Here is an 18,512-nt window from a genome sequence, read left to right on the forward strand (position 1 = left end):
CGCTATACCGGCAAAGCAGTCGTCTTGAACACCGTGCGCAGGGCAAACGAACTTTGCATCTGCGCCACTCCGGGCAACCGTGATAGATATTGTCTGTGGATGCGGGCAAAATCCTCGGTGTTTTCGGCAACAACTTTCAGGATGTAATCCGCTGTACCTGCCATAAGGTGGCATTCGAGCACGTCGGGAATGCGGGCCACGGCCTTTTCAAATGCGTTCAAAACTTCTTCGGCCTGCCCCTGCAGGGTAATCTCGACAAACACCGTCGTGGGCACGCTCATCTTGCGCGCATCCAACAGCGCCACAGAGTTGCGGATATAACCGTCCGCCTCTAATCTTTGCACCCGCCGGTGGCAGGCCGAGGGAGACAGATTGACCTGCTCGGACAGCTCTGCATTCGACATCCGGCCATCCCGCTGCAGGGCTGCGAGAATCTTTCTATCAGTCGTGTCGATGCTCATTTACGCAATTCCTTTGCGAGATTCTGTTAATATAGTCGAAAATTTCCCGAAAAAAAGCCAATTCCCGGGCAGAGTTTCACAGAAATTGCGGCCAGGATCGCCCATTATTTAAGCAGTTTATGAACGGAGGAACAAAAATGAAAATCGGTTGCCCCAAGGAAATCAAACCTCAGGAATTCCGCGTCGGCATGACACCCAACGCCGCGCAAGAGGCCATCGCGCGTGGTCATGAGGTGGTGATCGAAACCAATGCCGGGATTGGCGCAGGTTTCGAAAACGACGACTATATCGCAGTTGGTGCGCAGATCGTCGATACCGCCGAAGAAGTGTTCGCCACAGCTGACATGATCGTCAAGGTCAAGGAACCGCAGGCGGTTGAGCGCAAGATGCTGCGCGAAGGCCAGCTGCTGTTCACCTATCTGCACCTGGCACCCGACCCAGATCAAACCAACGACCTGTTGGAATCGGGTTGTACCGCGATTGCATATGAAACCGTCACGGCACCTGGTGGTGGTCTGCCACTGCTGGCCCCCATGTCCGAAGTTGCAGGTCGCCTTGCACCGCAGGTTGGCTCGTGGACCCTGCAAAAGGCAAATGGCGGTCGTGGCGTTCTGATGGGTGGCGTTCCGGGCGTGAGCCCTGCCAAAGTCGTCGTTATCGGCGGCGGCGTTGTCGGCACGCATGCTGCAAAGATCGCTGCAGGCATGGGCGCGGATGTCACCATTCTGGATCGCTCTCTGCCCCGTCTGCGCTACCTCGACGACGTGTTTGGCGGCACTTTCAAGAACCAGTACTCGACCGCTGGTGCCACTGCTGAATTGATCCAGACCGCTGACATGGTCATCGGTGCGGTTCTGATCCCCGGTGCGGCTGCCCCCAAACTGGTAACCCGCGAACAGCTGTCGACCATGAAGCCCGGCGCGGCTCTGGTTGACGTTGCGATCGACCAAGGTGGCTGCTTCGAAACCTCGAAGGCAACCACTCACGCCGATCCGGTTTACGAAGTTGACGGCATCATGCACTACTGCGTCGCCAACATGCCCGGCGCGGTTGCTCGTACGTCCACCATCGCACTGGGCAACGCGACCATGCCGTTCATGCTGTCGCTGGCAAGCAAGGGCTGGAAACAGGCCTGCAAGGACGATGCACACCTGCTGGCAGGTCTGAACGTCCACGCCGGCAAGCTGACCTACGAAGCCGTCGGCACCGCCCTCAACATCGACGTTGTCGATCCGACAACTCTGCTGAACTAAGAGAGCTCCCGCCTCTGAAAGCGTCCTTTTCCAAAGGGCGCTTTACAGAATTGGGCATAGCGCCGCGCCAAAAGCGCGGCGCTTTTGTTTCTGGCCTAACAGTAGAACACATAAAAAGGGCACCGCGCCTTCGCGCAGTGCCCGACCCAACAAGGGAATATCAATACCTGACCGACAGGCGGAAGACTTTACGCCTGCTTGTGAATTTCCACCGAATGCGGATACGGAATCGACACGCCTTTGGCATCGAACGCCTCTTTTACCGCTTTGGTGATTTCGAACTTCACATCCCAATAATCTGCCGCCGCACACCACAGGCGGGCGGTCAGGTCTACCGAGCTGTCACCCAGATTGGTGACGCGCACCCAAGGTTCTGGGTCGCTGTGTATACGCCCATCCGCCTTGGCGATATCCAGAATGATCTTCATCGCCTCATCAGCGCTGTCGCCATAATCGATACCGAACACCAGATCGACACGCCGCGTGTCGTGAGCCGAATAGTTGGTAATCACAGAGCCCCAAGACTGACCGTTCGGCACAATGATCTGCACATTGTCCGGCGTCACCAATTCGGTGGTGAACAGGTTCAGGTCCTTCACCGTCCCCGCGGTGCCACCGATATCGACATACTGGCCCAGCTTGTAGGGGCGGAACACCACCAGCATGACACCGGCGGCCAGATCGCTGAGGGTTCCCTGCAGCGCCAGACCAATCGCCAGCGACGCAGCACCCAGAATGGCAACGATACTGGTGGCCTCGATCCCGAAGATTCCCAGTACGGCAACCAGAACCATCGCCAGAATGGCCCATTTGACCAAGCTGGCCGTGAAATTGCCCAGTGTCGGGTCTATCTTTGGGGTCGAATTGATCCGGCGGCGCACGACGCCCCCGACTGCACCAGCCACAATCCAACCGAGGACAAGAACGACCAGCGCCTTTACCGCGCTTATGATCAACGGGGCAAACACGCCCACCTGTGTTACGACCTCATCCACGCGCATCTCCTTTCAACAACAAGAAACCCGCGCCTTTTGCGCGGGATTTGGCGAATACTGAGGCAAAATAAGCCTTTGGTCTAGGTGCCAGTTTCCAGGGATTTCCCCGTTGTTCACCTACAAACACGCACTGACCGACAGCGCACACGTCCAAGCCTTAAAAGACGATCCCACAGCACCTACCTTTCACGCGACATCCAAACAGGAGCCCCTTTATGCTGGATACCTATTCTCACCCGATCATGAATCGCTGGCCCGCTCAGTTCCCCGATCAAATTCAGCTCTATTCATTCCCGACACCCAATGGCGTCAAAGCCTCGATCATGCTGGAGGAAACCGGCCTGCCCTATGAGGCGCACAAGGTCACCCTATCGGATGCGGATGTCAAAAGCGCCGAGTTCCTGTCGCTGAACCCAAACAACAAGATCCCCGCGATCATCGACCCCAATGGCCCGGACGGTGAACCCATCGGCCTGTTCGAAAGCGGGGCAATCCTGCTGTATCTGGCCGAGAAAACGGGCAGGTTCATAGGCCAGACTAAAGCCGACAAACACCGCGTCACCCAATGGTTGATGTTCCAGATGGGCGGCATTGGTCCGATGTTCGGACAGTTGGGCTACTTCCACAAATTCGCTGGCAGCGAGATCGAAGACCCCCGCCCGCGTGAGCGTTACGTCAACGAGGCCAAACGCCTGCTGAATGTCCTGAACCAACAGCTGGAAGGGCAGCACTGGATCGCCGGAGACTATTCGATTGCCGACATGGCCATCGCCCCTTGGCTGCGCGGGCTGGATTTTTATGAAGCCAAAGAGTTGGTCGGCTGGGACGATCACACTAACGTGGTGGCCTATCTTGATCGCTTCCTTGAGCGGCCCGCCGTACAAAAAGGGCTGGTGACGCCCGCACGGGACTGATCGCCAAGCAAACTGCTGAAACAGGGCTTGCGGCCGCAGTGGCGCGCAAGCCCTATTTTTTAGCCCGGCAGCTTTCCGGTCAGCACATACCGCAGCACTTCAACTACTTGGACCGGTTCTTCGGCCACGGCCAGCGCGGCAGCGTCGACCTCTTTCAGCGCGTGCTGGTGGTCGGGACCGTGCAGCACAATCAGCGACTTGCCCAGCGCCGCCGCATAGCCCGCGTCAAAGGCCGCGTTCCACTGCTTATATTTCTCACCAAACCGCACGACGACCACATCGGCATCCGCGATGCCTTTGCGGGTTCGGATCGCATTGACCATCGCGCCCTTGTGGTCATGCCAGTACTTGTTCGGCTCGGCCCCCAGAATAGCCACACCGCAATCGTCGCTGGCGTCGTGATCGGTGACCGGGCTGTTGAAGGTGATATCCAGCCCCTGCGCGCCGTCGATGATCTGCTCGCGCCAGTCGGTATGGATTTCGCCAGAGAGGTATACGTTCAGACCCATGGGTGTCTCCGCTTTTGTTTCCAAGTCTACTTATGACGCAATCCGGAAAAGCCCAACGAAAAACGCGCCCGTAGGCGCGTTGATCTCTTTCCGGAAATCAGGTTTTAGCCGCGCAGAACGCCGCCGGTTGCCTTGGTGACCTTGGCGATGATCTTCTCGGCCACCGCTTCGATGTCTTTTTCCTTCAGCGTCTTGTCTGTCGGTTGCAGACGTACAGTGATGGCCAGAGATTTCTTGCCCTCACCCAGACTGCCGCCGATGAATTCGTCAAAGACGCGCACATCTTCGATCAGCGCCTTGTCGGCACCCGCTGCGGCGTTCACCAGCGTCAGCGCCTCGACACCCTCATCAACGACAAAGGCAAAGTCACGCTCGACAGCTTGCAGGTCACGCAGCTCCAGCGCGGCACGGGTGGCACCGGATTTTCGAGGCAAAGGCACCTCGTCCGGCCAGATGGTAAACGCCATTGCCGGGCCTTTGATGTCCATCGACTGCAGGACGCGCGGGTGCAGTTCACCGAACACGCCCAGCACCTTTTTCGGACCCAAACAGATCTTGCCATGGCGGCCCGGATGCCACCACGCATCGCTATCGCGCAGAATCTGCACTTTGGCGGGCGCGCCGATGGCCGCCAGCACCGCCTCGGCATCTGCCTTGGCGTCGAATACATCCGCCAAGCGAGACGCACCATGCACATCCTTGGGACCGCTACGACCAACCAACAGGCCGGTGATCTGCGTTTTCTGATCGCCGGGCTCTCCGTCATGGAAGACCGGGCCAACCTCGAACAGCGCCACGTCCGCATAGCCGCGCGCCTGATTGCGGGCCGCGGCCTGCAGCAGACCGGGCAGCAGATCCGGGCGCATGTGGCTCATCTCGGATGAGATCGGGTTTTCCAGCTGAGTCGCCGCATCCCCGCCACCAAACAGTCCAGCCGAAGCCTGATCGATGAACGTATAGGACACACATTCGTTATAGCCCAGCGCCGCGCAGGTGCGACGCGCCATGGATTGACGGCGCTGCGTCGGGGTCATCACAGGTTTCGGGATGCCATCCGTGATACGCGGCAGTGGTTTGCCCTGCAGCTTTGTCAGGGATGCAATCCGCGCGACCTCTTCCACCAGATCGGCTTCACCCATGATGTCGGGGCGCCAACTGGGAACATGCGCCATCTCACCTTCCAGACGGAAACCAAGACGGGTCAGGGTCTGGCGTTGTTCGCTTTCGGGGATGTCCATACCGACCAGAGACTGCACTCGAGCGGCGTCCAGCTTGTAGGCACGTGAATGGTCCGGCGCCTTACCAGCTTCAACAACCTTGGAAACCTCACCGCCGCAAATATCCAGAATCATCTGGGTCGCCTGCTCCAGCCCCTCCAGCGTGTATTTCGGGTCAACACCGCGTTCAAAGCGGTACCGCGCATCGGAGTTGATCTTCAACGCACGTCCGGTCAACGCGATTTGCACATGATCCCAGAACGCACTTTCAAGGAAGACATTCACCGTTTCTTCGGTACAGCCGGTTTCCTCACCACCCATGATACCGGCGATGGATTCCGGGCCTTTGTCGTCCGAAATCACCATCATGCCGGGCTGCAGGGTGTATTCCTTTTCGTCCAGCGCAACCAGTTTTTCACCACCCTTGGCGCGGTGCACCCGCAGATTGCCCTGAACCTTATCCGCGTCGAATACGTGCAGCGGGCGGTTGTGGTCGAAAGTCATATAGTTGGTGATGTCCACCAAGGCCGAGATTGGGCGCAGACCGATCGCCTTCAACTGATCCTGCAGCCATTGCGGGCTGGGGCCATTCTTGACGCCGCGGATCAAACGGCCGGTGAAATGCGGCGCGCCATCCAGAGTATCCTCATCAATGGTCACCTTGATCGGGCTTTCGAAATCACCCGGCACCGGCGCATAGTCGCGATCCTTCAGCGTGCCCACACCGCGCGCCGCCAAATCGCGCGCGATCCCCTCGACACCCAGCGCATCCGGGCGGTTCGGCGTGATCGCAATCTCGATCATCGGGTCAATCTTCGAGGGCTCATTCTCGGCCAGCCAGTCGATGAACCGATCACCAACCTCACCCGAGGGCAGCTCAATGATACCGTCATGCTCGTCCGACAGCGCCAGTTCGCGCTCCGAGGCCATCATGCCAAAGCTTTCGACACCACGGATCTTGCCGACGCTGATCGTCAGATCCAGACCGGGGATATACATGCCCGGCTTGCAGACCACGACGGTGATGCCTTCGCGCGCGTTCGGGGCACCGCAGATGATCTGCAGCTCACCCTCATTCGTGTCCACCTTGCAGACGCGCAGCTTGTCGGCGTCGGGGTGTTTCTCGGCATGTTTCACGTAACCGAGGGTGAAATCCTTCAGCCGGTCAGCCGGATTGACGATCTCTTCGACCTCAAGGCCAAGATCGGTCAGCGCCTCGGCGATCTCATCGACCGAAGCATCAGTGTCGAGGTGGTCTTTCAGCCAGGAGAGAGTGAATTTCATTGCACGGGGCCTTTTTTGGCAAACATCCAGTCGGCACAGGCAATGGCAAAGATTGGGCCGGGGTGCAAGCGCTGCGCGTTACGGATAGGTGGGGGTGCGGCCCAAAAGCTCATCCAATTGCCGCCCGATCCAGCCATGGGGGATGAAATGCCCGCCGGGATGGGTATCCAGCGTAACCCGCCCCTGCGTGCAATCCGCCCATTCCACCCGGCTGAGTGTCAGGATCGGAACTACGCTCCAATCGCCGCGCGGAGTAGCCCCGTTGCAGTTGTATTTCTCGCGCCACAACGCCACCGGATAGGTCGTATCGCCACCCGCGCCATAGGGAAAATCCATCACTGTATCGCTGAGGCCGTGCACATGGCGCACCTCGCGCGGGGCTTCGGGGCAATGTTCGGTCTGTCGGATGGTTCCGGCCACGCCCAGCAACGCAGCGATATCATCGCCCGACTGACAGGCAAACCGCCACGCCATCGCGCCGCCGAAGGAATAGCCCGAAACATAGATGCGGTCGGGATCAATCGGGTAGCGCTTGGCCACATCCTTTAACACCCGGTCGGCAAAACCCACATCGCCTGTGTCCGAGGTCCAGAAATCCCAGCTTTTGCCCAGCCCGTTTGGGGCCACCAGCAGCACGCCGCGCAGTTTCGTTGCCCCGGCGATGCGTTCATGGTTCACCACCACGGTTCCCTGCCGCGCCCAGCCATGGAAATGCAGCAGAACGGGCAGAGGCGTTTCACCATCCCAGCCGTCCGGTTCCAGCACGTGATACGAGCGGTCACCGACCTGACAGGCGGTATCGCCGTGACAGGATTCAATGGCGGTGGCTTGGGTGGCGGTCAGCAGGAAGAGGCAGAGCAGTCGGTAAATCATCCGTCGAACCCTAGCGAGCCTGCGCCCGCTGTCACGTCACAACCCCGTGGGCGCATGTAACTAGCCGCGCTGTCGCCGGACCGCGGGATGGAGATCCAAGGTTTGAGTTGGCACTTTATGCCAGCCAAATCCGCGCACTATCAAAGTATGGCGCAAGCGGAGAACAAAACGTCAGACCTGCGGTAAATTCGCCCAATCTTGCCTAGCTCAAGTCTTCTTTCATGGCAGAAATCATCTCATCTGACACAGACACAATCTTCGCTAGGTAATGCCGATCAACAACTCTTTGTTCCTCAGTTTTTTTGAGCCATTGCGCTTGAGACAACGAGATTACGTGATCTCCAAAATCAATGTAAATTCCTCTTAGATTCAAAGCGCAGCTGTACACCTCTTTAGGGGCGATCAGTTTTAGCTCTTGAAGGTAACGATATAGATTTGAAGTTTGCTTCGAAATGTTGGTGTTCTCGGGACCCGAGCTAATCTCATTCCAAAGCAAACCACATTGATGAACGTATTCAGCGTACACTTTGCGGCGTTCATCTCTACGCAACTCAGCTCGCTCAGACGCCGCCTTCTTATAGTAGAGGTAAATTGCACCAGCCAAAGCAATCAACGGACTCAGATTTGCCACCAAAGCCCCAACCCACTCAAGAAAAGCGGGTAGCCAAACGAAGTCATGTACTAAGTTCTCGACAACCGAAGTAGATTCACTCACCTACTCAAACCACCATGCAGGTTCGGCATATCCAGCGCCGCAAACCCATAGTGACGCAGCCAGCGCAGGTCGCTATCAAAGAACGCCCGCAAATCTGGAATGCCATATTTAAGCATCGCCAGACGGTCGATCCCAATCCCGAACGCAAAGCCCTGATAGACCTCGGGATCAATCCCACCGGCGGAGATCACCTTGGGGTGGACCATGCCCGAGCCCAGAATCTCCATCCAGTCGTCGCCCTCGCCGATTTTCAGCTGACCGTTATCCCAGGAACAGCGGATATCGACCTCGGCCGATGGCTCGGTAAAGGGGAAGTGCGAGGCACGGAAGCGCAGCTCTACATCGTCGACCTCGAAGAAGGCCTTCACGAACTCTTCCAGAACCCATTTCAGGTTCGCCATCGAGATGTCCTTGTCGATGGCCAGCCCTTCGACCTGATGGAACATCGGCGTGTGGGTCTGGTCATAGTCAGCGCGATAAACGCCGCCCGGACAGATAATGCGGATCGGCGCGCCTTGCAGCTCCATCGAGCGGATTTGCACCGGGGATGTATGGGTACGCAGCACATGCGGCGGGCGATCATCGCCTTCGGCGCGGTGCATATAGAACGTGTCCATCTCGGCCCTTGCGGGGTGGTGGCCGGGGATGTTCAGGGCGTCAAAGTTGTGCCAGTCGGTTTCGATCCGCGGCCCTTCGGCCACCGAGAAGCCCAGTTCAGCAAAGATCGCCGTCAGTTCCTCGGTCGCCTGGCTGATCGGGTGGATCGAGCCCTGACGGCGCGCGCGGGTCGGCAGGGTCACGTCCAGCCATTCGGTGCGCAAACGCTCATCCAGCGCGGCATCGGCCAATGCTGCTTTTTTCGCTACAAGCGCCGAGTTGATCTCGTCCTTCAGGGCGTTCAGTGCGGGGCCTGCAACCTGACGTTCTTCGGGCGTCATCTTGCCCAACTCGCGCATCTTCAGCGCGACCTCGCCTTTTTTACCCACGGCGGAGACGCGGATCGCCTCAAGTGCGTTTTCGTCGCCTGCTTCGGCGATCTGCCCCAGATACTTTGCCTTAAGATCGTCCATGACGGCCCTCTGAAATTGGTCGACAACCTGCTATCGGCCAATCCCTGCGAATGCAACCCGGACCGAGCGGATCAGTAGCTGTATTCCGGGAACACCCGCGTCAGATCACCATTCCAGTCGCCATTGTAGTGATCCAGCAACTCATCGGCGGGGACCTTGCCCGTCTCAAGGCTGTCTTTCAGGGCGTTCAGGAAATGCGTCTCGTCCGGCACCAAACCACCGGCACCGGGGAAGGCGCGGGATTTCAGACCAGCCTCGGAAATCGAAACCACTTCACGCGCCAGATCGTGCATGTTGATGTTGCCGGCCTGAGCTTGAAGACCGTCCTTGGCGGCCTCGATCCGCAAGGATTCGCGGGTTTCCGCGTCCCAGCCTTTGACCAGATCCCACGCGGCATCCAGCGCGCCTTGATCATAGGTCAGTCCAACCCAAAAGGCGGGCAGCGCGCACAGGCGGCGCCACGGGCCACCATCGGCGCCGCGCATCTCCATGAATTTCTTGATCCGCGCTTCGGGGAAGGCGGTGGTCAGGTGGTCGGCCCAGTCGGACAGGGTCGGCGTCTCACCGGGCAGCGCGGGCAGCTTGCCTTGCAGGAAGTCACGGAAGGACATGCCCAGCGCGTTGATATATTCGCCGTCGCGATAGACGAAATACATTGGCACATCGAGCGCGTATTGTACGTAGCGTTCGAACCCAAAGCCGTCTTCGAACACGAAGGGCAGCATACCAGTGCGCGCATCATCCAGATGCCGCCAGATATAGCTGCGCCAGCTTTTCTGACCGTTCACCTTGCCCTCAAAAAACGGAGAGTTCGCGAACAGGGCCGTTGCGACCGGCTGCAGCGCCAGCGCCACACGCAGTTTCTGCACCATGTCGGCCTCGGACCCGAAGTCGATATTGACTTGAACCGTGCAAGTGCGGCGCATCATGGCACGGCCCATGGTGCCGACTTTCTCCATGTAGTCGTTCATCAGCCGGTAACGGCCCTTGGGCATCAACGGCATCTCGTCATGGGTCCAGATCGGGGCCGCGCCCAGACCGATAAAGCCCACGCCAATCTCGTCGGCGATATCCTTCACCTCGCGCAGGTGGGTGTTTACCTCATCGCAGGTCTCGTGAATCGTCTCCAGTGGAGCACCCGACAGCTCCAGTGCGCCACCGGGTTCGAGGCTGACATTGGCGCCGTCCTTTTCCAGACCGATCAGATGCCCAGCTTCGCGCACTTCAGCCCAGCCGTGGCGATCGCGCAGCCCTTCGAGCACCGCAACGATCGAGCGTTTACCCTCGAACGGCAAGGGTTTCAGAGTGTCTTTACAATAGCCGAACTTCTCATGCTCGGTCCCGATGCGCCAATCCTGCTTGGGCTTACAGCCCGATTCCAGATATTCGGCCAGTTGCTCATGGCGTTCGATCGGCCCGCCGCCGGACTGGGGGATGGACATGAACCGTGCTCCGATCCTGATGTGTCTGTCTAGTTGGTCAGTCGTGAGGGTAAACCGCCCCAGTGTCAATGCAGGGTTAGATGAGCCGGGCGCGTTGACGTGCGCTCCCAGATCACTACCGGATGCAGGGACCCGCCGTTCAGTTCAGACAGCATTTGTTCGGTTTTCAGGCCCGGTAAGGTCGAGAACACATCAAACAACGCCTCAGCGCCTTCGGCATTCACAGGAATGTGAAGCACCGGCTGACCCGGTTGTTCCAGCACCCAATGCGCGGGTGAGGAAGTCGGGTCCAACGCAAGCCTCTCGATTTCCCGTGTGGCAATCATGCCGCCTTCTAACGGGCCAAGATAGGTGATCTGGCCTTCGTCGATGGTCACAACACCGGGGCCGCCAACACCCGTGCGAAAACGGACGCGTTGAATACCAACGACGGCGAGGGCCACGGCAGCAAGAACCAACACCCAGCCCAGCCAACCCAACAGCCCGCCAGGTCCACTGATCCAGCTGAGGCCCACCAACAGGACCGCCGCAGCCACCAGCACCTCGCGCCAGCGCCACAGGGTCAGTTTGGCTTCGGGTCGGATGAAACTCATGCCGTGTCCTTTGGGTTTGTGAACAGGATCAGCGAATACTGGCCCGCCGGTTGAAATCCAATTCCGATATAGGCACGCGCGGCGGAATCGGAAGCCGCAAACAGCACCGCGCGGGACGCTCCGGCCTCGCGCGCCTCAACCAGATGCAGCGCCACAGCCAGTCTGGCATGGCCCAGACCGCGCAGGTCCGGCGGCGTGTAAACCCCTCCGATTTGCACGATCTCGGGTAGGCGGGCGTTGAAGCCGGTCATGGCAACCGGCTGGCCTTCGATCAGCAACGCGCGGTGCGAGTCGCGTTCGATATACGTTGCGACATCCGCTTTCGCCTGCCCTCGCGCCCGATCAGGCGCGAAATCCATGGTCTCGATCAGATAGCTTTCCCGCCACTCTTGGGTGACCGCCTTATCGAGCGCCTCCAAAGGCACAATCTCGGCACTGTCATCTTCGGGCACAACCAGCTTGTCCAACTCCAACGAAAATCCTGGTTCGTCATTGTTCAGGGTCGCGGGGCGATCTGCCCAACTTGCCAGTCGCATGACCCGACGAGCCTGAGACGCCTCGGCGGCCAAGCCAAACAGCTTGCGGCCCCGGATCAGGTCAACCGCTGCCTCAAGCTCTGCGTCGGTGCAATCGGGACATTGCGGCAGGACCATGCCTTCGTTGGTGATGCTGAATACGGCGCGGGGTTCATCCCCCAGAACCCAAGCGTTCAACGCGCGCGGATGTGCACCGTGAAGACCATGATCCCGCAAATTGGCCAGCGGAAACATCGAAGTCTGAATATGTTGTGAGAGGAATACATCGATCAGCGGCACATCGGTTTCAGTCGCCGCTCGCCACGTCACGACCAATCCCCCAAAGCCTGTTGCCACATGGTCAAGGCCGCCACGGCGGCCGTGTCGGCGCGCAGGATACGCGGGCCAAGACTCACCACATGCGCGAACGGCAATCCGGCCAACCGGGTGCGTTCTTTTTCCGAGAACCCACCTTCCGGGCCAATCAAAATAGCCCAGGGGTGACCCTTTTCGTGCGCCGCCAGACGCAAGGCCGAGCCCACCTCGGCTTCGTCGCAGAACATCAGCTGACGGTCTCCGGGCCACGCGTCCAGAATTCGATCTAACCGTTGCAGATCGGCGACCTCGGGCACAAAAGTGCCACCACATTGTTCGGCAGCCTCAACAGCGTGGGCCTGCAGCCGATCCTGACGGATGCGTTCGGAATTGGTGAACTCGGTCTGCACCGGCATGATCCGGGCCGCGCCCATTTCCGCTGCCTTTTCAACGATAAAATCGGTGCGCGCCTTTTTGATCGGGGCGAACAGGAACCACAGATCGGGCGGCATTTTAAGCGGTTTTGTCTGCTCCACGCAGCTCAGAACGCCACCGCGTTTGCCCGCCTCAGCAACCTCGGCCAGCCACTCTCCGTCCCGGCCGTTGAACAGGGCCACATGGCCGCCCACAGCCAGCCGCATAACGCCAAACAGGTAATGCGCCTGCTCACGCGTCAAATCTACCGATTGCCCCTGACCCAGAGGGTGCTCTACATACAGTCTGATCTTTGCACTCATGAGACGTTACATATGCAAGGCAACGCCCCAACACCAGACGGTCAGGTCGCCGATGCGGTCAGTGGCAACTGGGTCGATTCATATGCACCCGCTTTTACCCGGCCCTACCTTCGGCTCAGCCGCGCGGATCGGCCCATCGGTACATGGTTGTTGCTGATTCCCTGTTGGTGGGGTCTGGCGCTTGCGATCCTCAGCGATGGCACCCCCCGATGGGAAGACCTCTGGATTGCTATCGGCTGTGCCATCGGGGCCTTCCTGATGCGCGGCGCGGGCTGCACGTGGAACGACATCACCGACCGAAAGTTCGACGGACAAGTGGAACGAACTCGGTCGCGACCGATTCCATCCGGGCAGGTCAGCGTGCGGCAAGCTGTGATCTGGATGGGTTTGCAATGTCTGCTTGCACTGGGAATCCTGCTGACGTTCAACCAAGCGGCCATCGCCATGGGTGTACTGTCTCTGTTGCCAGTTACAATCTACCCCTATGCCAAACGCTTTACATGGTGGCCGCAGGTGTTTCTGGGGCTGGCCTTTAATTGGGGCATCCTGCTGACCTGGGCTGCGCACACTGGAACGGTCGGCGCACCCGCGATCACGCTGTATCTGGCCGGCATCGCCTGGACGCTTTTCTACGATACGATCTATGCCCATCAGGACGCCGAGGACGACGAGCTGATCGGCATTAAATCCACCGCACGGCTGTTCGGCACCGACACCGCCCGCTGGCTGAAATATTTTCTTGTGGCCACGGTCTTCCTAATGGGTTTGGCCATTATCGACGGTGCACTTTCTCAGGCCTCGTTGCTGGCGTTGGTCGTTGCATTGGCGGGACCATGGGCTATGGGCTGGCACATGACATGGCAATTGCGCGGGTTGGATACCGAGGACAATGCAAAACTGCTGCAACTGTTCCGTGCCAACCGCGATACTGGCCTTATTCCGCTGATCTTCCTCTGCGTCGCGCTGTTGCTCTGATTGCACCTTGGCGCGGGCCTCTGTAAGAGTGCGCACAACCGCTTGAGGAGTCGATAAACCGCACATGCGTTTGCCCTATTTCTTTGCCGTTTCTCTTATCTTTCTCGTGTCTGCAGGCCTGTGCCTTATGACCGCCAGCTTTGCGGTGACAAAGGTTGAAGAAACGTCCGAATTCGCGGTGCGCCGCGCGCTGGACCTGAAAGGGCACGACTGGACCGAGGTGCATTCGGACGGCTTGCGTGTCGTATTGACGGGGACCGCAACGGACGAGGCCACCCGTTTCAGCGCACTGACCGCAGCGGGTACAGAAGTCGATACCTCGCGCGTGATCGACGAAATGGAGGTGGCACCTACAACCGAACTGGCACCGCCCCAATTCTCCGCCGAGATTTTGCGCAATGACAGCGGTATTTCCGTAATCGGCCTGATCCCAGCCAGTCAGAACCGCGACGCACTGATGAAACGATTGCGTGATCTGGATGATGACGGCCGTGTTTCTGACCTGCTGGAAACCGCAGACTATCCCGAACCCAAAGGGTGGGATAACGCCATTAGCTATGCGCTGGACGCTTTGAACCTGCTACCTCGCTCCAAAATCTCGGCCAGCCCCGGACTGGTAAAGATCACAGCAATTGCCGACAGCCAGCAGGAAAAAGAACAGCTGGAACAGTATCTCACGCGCGCCGCGCCGCCCAGCCTGCGCATCGGTCTGGCGATCTCGGCACCGCGGCCAGTAATTACACCTTTTACCTTGCGCTTTCTGATCGGCGAGGATGGCGGGAAATTCGATGCGTGCTCGGCTCAGGATGAGAATGCCCGGTCTGCGATTGCCGCCGCCGCGCAGGATGCCGGTCTGACAGGCCCCTTCACTTGTACCATCGGTCTGGGCGTACCCTCACCCCGCTGGCCCGAGGCCGCTACACTTAGCATTCGCGCCTTGGCGGAGCTTGGCAAAGGGTCGGTGACGATCTCGGACGCGGATATCACACTGGCAGCAGCACAAGGCACAGATGCCGGAACCTTTGATCGGGTGGTGGGCGAGCTTGAAAATGCCCTGCCCCCGGTCTTTGCACTGCATGCGGTCCTACCTCCACCCGAAACGGATGAAGGCGAAGGCCCGCCCGAGTTTACTGCCACGCGCAGTCCCGAGGGGCTGGTCCAGATGCGTGGTCGTCTGACTGATGAAACCCAGCGCGAGATGGTCGATAGCTACGCCCGCGCCGCCTTTGGGTCCGAACGGGTCCATACTGCACCCCGTATCGCACCAGAGGGCCTGCCAATGGATTGGCCCGTGCGTATTCTGACCGGGCTTGAGGCGCTGGCCCAACTTCACAATGGAGCCCTGACGGTCACACCGGACGATCTTGTTTTGACCGGCGTCAGCCATGACCCGGACACACGCGCCCAAATCGCCGGACTGCTATCCGAGAAGCTGGGCGACGCGCAAGAATTCACCTTGTCGATCACCTATCATGAACCGCCCGAACCCGCCGACAAGCTGCCCGACCCAGAAATCTGCGAAGAACGCATCGCCGAGGTTCAGGCCAGCACCAAGATCGCATTCGAGCCCGGCTCTGCCACCGTCGCCGCCGATTCACGCGACACGGTAAACCAGATCGCGGACATCCTGCGCGAATGCGGCCCGATCCGGCTGGAGATTCAGGGTCACACCGACAGTCAAGGGCGCGAAGAGATGAATCAGCAGCTCAGCCAGGCGCGGGCACAATCCATTCTGAACGAGCTGCGTGGACGCCGTGTGCCCACCGCCAGCTATACTGCTGTAGGATATGGCGAAACGCAGCCCATCGCTGACAACGATACCGAAGAAGGCCGCGAAGAGAACCGCCGCATCGAATTTCACCTGATCCGACCCGAGCCGGTCGAGAACCCAGAAACCGGGCTGGACGCGATCGAGGCTGAAACAATCAAGGCCGATCAGACGGACAATGCCGCCTCAGACGCGGATGCAGGGGACCAATAAGTTGAACCGTATCGAATTCATCATCGCCACCGCCATCATCCTGTTCGCGGCCTTCTGCATGGGCTGGTTCGCCAATTGGCTGGCGCACCGACTGTCCCGCGTGCGCCAAAGCGACGTGGCCGATCTGGACCGCATGAGCCAAGAGCTGCACGAGGCCGAGGAAACCCGCGATCAGGCGATCACCTACCTGCAACAGCGCGAGGCCGAGTTGACCAATCAGTTGACACAGGCCGAGGCCGAACTGGCCGCCGCCATGGACGGCCTACGCGCCGCCCGGCAAGAGGCCGAAGAATTGCGCGGGCGTATCAACAACGCAGATTAAGGGAAAAAGCCCTATCTGGGCAGGCATCATCAGATAGCCGGATTTTTCACTCTCATTTTACTCGCAATTCTGTTGGGTCGTCACCAACATGAGGGCGATCAATGTCAAATCAAACAGACAAATTCGAGCTATTCAAAAGCCTGCACTTTGGGTCTGAAGCTTTTGTCATGCCCAACCCTTGGGACGCTGGCTCGGCCCGGTTGCTGTCCAATTTGGGCTTTGAAACATTGGCAACGACCAGCGCTGGCTTTGCGTTCTCGAAAGGCAAACGCGACTCTTTTGCTGAGCTAAGCAGGGATGAGCTTCTGGACAATGCCTCTGACATCGTCAAAGCGGTTCCCCTGCCCGTTTCCGCCGACCTTGAAGCAGGCTTTGGGGATGCACCCGAAACCTGCGCCGAAACCATCCGAATGGCCGCAGAGATCGGCTTGGTTGGTGGATCAATAGAAGATGCGACAGGCAATCCCGACGCCCCCATCTATGACCTGCACCAAGCGGTTGATCGTATTCAGGCTGCTGCGGAGGCTGCCGCAGAATTACCTTTCTTGTTGACCGCACGGGCAGAAAACTACCTGTGGGGTCGTGCGGACCTGGGTGATACGATCAAACGATTGCAAATGTTTTCCGAAGCAGGCGCTGCCGTACTCTATGCACCCGGTTTGCCCGACATAGACGCGATTAGAACCGTGTGCCGTGAAGTCGACAAACCGGTGAATATAGTGATGGGGTTGAGCGGACCTGTCTATTCCGTATCCGAGCTTTCCGAAGCAGGCGTTCGGCGGGTCAGCGTCGGCGGGTCATTCGCGCGCGCCGCATTTGGCGCATTGAAACGGGCCGCCGATGAAGTAAAATCCAAGGGTACGTTCAGCTATTCGGCCGATGCGATTTCTGGTGATGAGCTTGGCAGGCTTGTGAACTGAAAATGGCGCGGACCCAGTTTGCGTTCGGATCAAACTGTCACCAGCGTGTCAGCGCGTCCTCGTCCTCATCCTTGGCAGCGACCCACGCCTCACCTGACTTGGTGATCTCTTTCTTCCAAAAAGGCGCGCGGGATTTCAGGTAATCCATCAGATACTCGGCCGCCTCGAACGCGTCCTTGCGATGCCGAGCAGCCGTGGCCACCATCATGATCCGGTCCCCCGGAGCCAACCGCCCGTGGCGATGGATGACCAATACATCCCCCAACGACCAGCGTTGCTGCGCCTCTTGCGCGATCTTGGTCAGGGCGCGTTCGGTCATGCCTGGGTAATGCTCGATCTCCATCACATCCAGATCGCCCGAGGCCAGATCCCGCACGACACCGGTAAAGGTCACAATGGCCCCATTTGCGTCGTCACCGTTGGCAAAGGCGTTGGCCTCGGCGCCCAGGTCGAACTCTTGTTCCAGAACCACGATGCGCATGTCAGCCGCCGGTCATGGGTGGGAAGAATGCCACCTCGCGCACTCCGGACAGCGAAGCGTCAAAATCTGACAGCTCCTGATCCAGCGCGACGCGAAGCGCGGACAGGTCGGCAAAGGCTGCAGCATAGCGGTCTTCACGCGCGCTGAGTTCGGCGACCAGATCGGATACCGTCGCGGCCTCGGTCTCGACCCGCTCTTTCGGCAATCCGATCCGTTCTCGGACCCAGGCGAAATACAGCACGTCCATCACTTAGCTCTCCTTCAGGTGGGGCATGGCTTTACGTAGGTAGTCATAGCCGGTGATCAATGTCAGCGTCGCGGCAATCCACAACAGCCACAGACCAATCCGGCCAGACCAGAACATCCCCTCAAGGTGCCAGCGTAACCCGTGCAGGTCTTCAATCTGCCCCGTCAGAACCTGATCCAGCGTTTCTGCATCCATCCCGATTGAACCCATCACAAAATGGTGCTCGAATATCCCCTGCGAGAACAAGATAGCAATTGCCACCATTTGCGCGGTGGTTTTCCACTTGGCCAGCTTTGTCACCTTCAGTGTCCCGGCCACGTCACCCAGATATTCCCGCAGACCCGAGACAAAGACTTCGCGGAACAGGATCACGGTTGCTGGCAAGACCAACCAGGGCGTCCAGTGCTCGGCAGAATAGCCCACCAGTATCATCAGCGCGATTACGACCATCGCCTTGTCCGCGATGGGGTCCAGCATGGCCCCGATCTTGGTTTCCTGCTGCCAGGCGCGGGCCAGATAGCCGTCGAACCAGTCAGTGATAGCCGCCGATAAAAACAGGATCAGCGCGAACCAATCCGCGTAAGGGCGGGTGAAGTACAAAAACATCACGGCCAGACCGGGGGCTGCAAGCAGGCGTAGCACGGTCAGAATATTGGGCAGGTTCCATTTCATGGTTCGGACATTACATTGCCG

Annotated in this window: 20 protein-coding genes; 6 read left to right on the plus strand and 14 right to left on the minus strand. The window is 59.0% G+C overall.

Translation table 11 applies throughout. The annotated features are described in order from the left end of the window. Positions 1-2 precede the first annotated feature (2 nt). Positions 3-461, minus strand: coding sequence for an Lrp/AsnC family transcriptional regulator (locus ACR0D7_RS10145; RefSeq protein WP_480678907.1), 459 nt, complete (start codon positions 459-461; stop codon positions 3-5). 137 nt (positions 462-598) lie between these two features. On the opposite strand from ACR0D7_RS10145, the gene ald reads away from it, so the two are divergent. Next, positions 599-1,714, plus strand: coding sequence for an alanine dehydrogenase (ald, locus tag ACR0D7_RS10150; RefSeq protein ID WP_170385592.1), 1,116 nt, complete (start codon positions 599-601; stop codon positions 1,712-1,714). A gap of 188 nt (positions 1,715-1,902) precedes the next feature. Here ald and ACR0D7_RS10155 read toward each other — a convergent pair whose 3' ends face one another. Beyond that, complete coding sequence (locus tag ACR0D7_RS10155) at positions 1,903-2,709, minus strand: mechanosensitive ion channel family protein (protein WP_480678908.1); 807 nt, start codon at positions 2,707-2,709, stop codon at positions 1,903-1,905. A gap of 215 nt (positions 2,710-2,924) precedes the next feature. On the opposite strand from ACR0D7_RS10155, the gene ACR0D7_RS10160 reads away from it, so the two are divergent. After that, positions 2,925-3,623 (plus strand): glutathione S-transferase N-terminal domain-containing protein, encoded by a 699-nt coding sequence (locus ACR0D7_RS10160; RefSeq protein WP_480678909.1) that lies wholly within the window; start codon positions 2,925-2,927, stop codon positions 3,621-3,623. Positions 3,624-3,682: 59 nt separating this feature from the next. On the opposite strand, the gene ACR0D7_RS10165 is transcribed toward ACR0D7_RS10160, so the two are convergent. From ACR0D7_RS10165 to ACR0D7_RS10205, 9 genes are all read right to left on the minus strand, one after another. Beyond that, positions 3,683-4,132, minus strand: coding sequence for a YtoQ family protein (locus tag ACR0D7_RS10165; protein WP_480678910.1), 450 nt, complete (start codon positions 4,130-4,132; stop codon positions 3,683-3,685). Positions 4,133-4,236: 104 nt separating this feature from the next. After that, entirely contained in the window at positions 4,237-6,633 is a 2,397-nt protein-coding gene (pheT, locus tag ACR0D7_RS10170) for a phenylalanine--tRNA ligase subunit beta (RefSeq protein WP_480678911.1), read from the minus strand. 78 nt (positions 6,634-6,711) lie between these two features. Further along, positions 6,712-7,506, minus strand: a complete 795-nt coding sequence (locus ACR0D7_RS10175) for a CE1 family esterase (protein WP_480678912.1) — start codon at positions 7,504-7,506, stop codon at positions 6,712-6,714. 202 nt (positions 7,507-7,708) lie between these two features. Next, entirely contained in the window at positions 7,709-8,221 is a 513-nt protein-coding gene (locus ACR0D7_RS10180) for a hypothetical protein (protein WP_480678913.1), read from the minus strand. Beyond that, positions 8,218-9,291, minus strand: a complete 1,074-nt coding sequence (gene pheS, locus ACR0D7_RS10185) for a phenylalanine--tRNA ligase subunit alpha (protein ID WP_480678914.1) — start codon at positions 9,289-9,291, stop codon at positions 8,218-8,220. The genes ACR0D7_RS10180 and pheS overlap by 4 nt, the downstream gene beginning before the upstream one ends. A 71-nt stretch (positions 9,292-9,362) precedes the next feature. Then, positions 9,363-10,733 (minus strand): glutamate--cysteine ligase, encoded by a 1,371-nt coding sequence (locus tag ACR0D7_RS10190; protein WP_480678915.1) that lies wholly within the window; start codon positions 10,731-10,733, stop codon positions 9,363-9,365. A 65-nt stretch (positions 10,734-10,798) separates the two neighbouring features. Further along, positions 10,799-11,326: a hypothetical protein gene (locus ACR0D7_RS10195; RefSeq protein ID WP_480678916.1), complete on the minus strand. Its 528-nt coding sequence runs from the start codon at positions 11,324-11,326 to the stop codon at positions 10,799-10,801. Beyond that, positions 11,323-12,171: a GNAT family N-acetyltransferase gene (locus ACR0D7_RS10200; RefSeq protein ID WP_480678917.1), complete on the minus strand. Its 849-nt coding sequence runs from the start codon at positions 12,169-12,171 to the stop codon at positions 11,323-11,325. The genes ACR0D7_RS10195 and ACR0D7_RS10200 overlap by 4 nt, the downstream gene beginning before the upstream one ends. Continuing rightward, positions 12,168-12,893, minus strand: a complete 726-nt coding sequence (locus ACR0D7_RS10205; RefSeq protein ID WP_480678918.1) for a 16S rRNA (uracil(1498)-N(3))-methyltransferase — start codon at positions 12,891-12,893, stop codon at positions 12,168-12,170. Before ACR0D7_RS10205 ends, ACR0D7_RS10200 begins: the two co-directional genes overlap by 4 nt. A 12-nt stretch (positions 12,894-12,905) precedes the next feature. Here ACR0D7_RS10205 and ubiA point away from each other — a divergent pair, with 12 nt between their 5' ends. The 4 genes from ubiA (at position 12,906) to ACR0D7_RS10225 (ending at position 17,091) form a co-directional block, all read left to right on the plus strand. After that, on the plus strand, positions 12,906-13,868 hold the full coding sequence (gene ubiA / locus ACR0D7_RS10210) for a 4-hydroxybenzoate octaprenyltransferase (RefSeq protein ID WP_170385559.1): 963 nt from the start codon (positions 12,906-12,908) through the stop codon (positions 13,866-13,868). 64 nt (positions 13,869-13,932) lie between these two features. Next, on the plus strand, positions 13,933-15,849 hold the full coding sequence (locus ACR0D7_RS10215) for an OmpA family protein (RefSeq protein WP_480678919.1): 1,917 nt from the start codon (positions 13,933-13,935) through the stop codon (positions 15,847-15,849). A gap of 1 nt (position 15,850) precedes the next feature. Then, positions 15,851-16,171: a hypothetical protein gene (locus ACR0D7_RS10220; RefSeq protein ID WP_170327275.1), complete on the plus strand. Its 321-nt coding sequence runs from the start codon at positions 15,851-15,853 to the stop codon at positions 16,169-16,171. Positions 16,172-16,272: 101 nt separating this feature from the next. After that, a complete protein-coding gene (locus ACR0D7_RS10225) occupies positions 16,273-17,091 on the plus strand; it encodes an isocitrate lyase/PEP mutase family protein (protein WP_480678920.1) in 819 nt (272 codons plus the stop codon). A 37-nt stretch (positions 17,092-17,128) separates the two neighbouring features. Here the strand turns inward: ACR0D7_RS10225 and ACR0D7_RS10230 are convergent, their stop codons facing one another. Genes ACR0D7_RS10230 through pgsA form a run of 3 tightly spaced genes read right to left on the minus strand, consistent with a single transcriptional unit; the run spans position 17,129 to position 18,491 of the window. Then, positions 17,129-17,572, minus strand: coding sequence for a molybdenum cofactor biosynthesis protein MoaE (locus tag ACR0D7_RS10230; protein ID WP_480678921.1), 444 nt, complete (start codon positions 17,570-17,572; stop codon positions 17,129-17,131). Between the two features lies 1 nt (position 17,573). Next, the gene (gene moaD, locus ACR0D7_RS10235) at positions 17,574-17,819 is read right to left on the minus strand and encodes a molybdopterin converting factor subunit 1 (RefSeq protein ID WP_170386136.1); all 246 of its coding nucleotides are present in this window, start codon (positions 17,817-17,819) and stop codon (positions 17,574-17,576) included. 3 nt (positions 17,820-17,822) lie between these two features. Continuing rightward, complete coding sequence (pgsA, locus tag ACR0D7_RS10240; RefSeq protein WP_480678922.1) at positions 17,823-18,491, minus strand: CDP-diacylglycerol--glycerol-3-phosphate 3-phosphatidyltransferase; 669 nt, start codon at positions 18,489-18,491, stop codon at positions 17,823-17,825. Positions 18,492-18,512: the final 21 nt, after the last annotated feature.

The sequence above is a fragment of the Ruegeria sp. BB7 genome (assembly GCF_056539365.1).

Coding starts and splice junctions, on each gene's coding strand:
- ACR0D7_RS10145 (WP_480678907.1), bottom strand. CDS start 461: ATGAGCATCGACACGACTGATAGAAAGATTCTCGCAGCCCTGCAGCGG.
- pheT (WP_480678911.1), bottom strand. CDS start 6,633: ATGAAATTCACTCTCTCCTGGCTGAAAGACCACCTCGACACTGATGCT.
- ubiA (WP_170385559.1), top strand. CDS start 12,906: ATGCAAGGCAACGCCCCAACACCAGACGGTCAGGTCGCCGATGCGGTC.
- ACR0D7_RS10195 (WP_480678916.1), bottom strand. CDS start 11,326: ATGAGTTTCATCCGACCCGAAGCCAAACTGACCCTGTGGCGCTGGCGC.
- ACR0D7_RS10225 (WP_480678920.1), top strand. CDS start 16,273: ATGTCAAATCAAACAGACAAATTCGAGCTATTCAAAAGCCTGCACTTT.
- ald (WP_170385592.1), top strand. CDS start 599: ATGAAAATCGGTTGCCCCAAGGAAATCAAACCTCAGGAATTCCGCGTC.
- ACR0D7_RS10160 (WP_480678909.1), top strand. CDS start 2,925: ATGCTGGATACCTATTCTCACCCGATCATGAATCGCTGGCCCGCTCAG.
- ACR0D7_RS10215 (WP_480678919.1), top strand. CDS start 13,933: ATGCGTTTGCCCTATTTCTTTGCCGTTTCTCTTATCTTTCTCGTGTCT.
- ACR0D7_RS10165 (WP_480678910.1), bottom strand. CDS start 4,132: ATGGGTCTGAACGTATACCTCTCTGGCGAAATCCATACCGACTGGCGC.
- moaD (WP_170386136.1), bottom strand. CDS start 17,819: ATGGACGTGCTGTATTTCGCCTGGGTCCGAGAACGGATCGGATTGCCG.
- ACR0D7_RS10230 (WP_480678921.1), bottom strand. CDS start 17,572: ATGCGCATCGTGGTTCTGGAACAAGAGTTCGACCTGGGCGCCGAGGCC.
- pgsA (WP_480678922.1), bottom strand. CDS start 18,491: ATGAAATGGAACCTGCCCAATATTCTGACCGTGCTACGCCTGCTTGCA.
- ACR0D7_RS10205 (WP_480678918.1), bottom strand. CDS start 12,893: ATGAGTGCAAAGATCAGACTGTATGTAGAGCACCCTCTGGGTCAGGGG.
- ACR0D7_RS10190 (WP_480678915.1), bottom strand. CDS start 10,733: ATGTCCATCCCCCAGTCCGGCGGCGGGCCGATCGAACGCCATGAGCAA.
- ACR0D7_RS10175 (WP_480678912.1), bottom strand. CDS start 7,506: ATGATTTACCGACTGCTCTGCCTCTTCCTGCTGACCGCCACCCAAGCC.
- pheS (WP_480678914.1), bottom strand. CDS start 9,291: ATGGACGATCTTAAGGCAAAGTATCTGGGGCAGATCGCCGAAGCAGGC.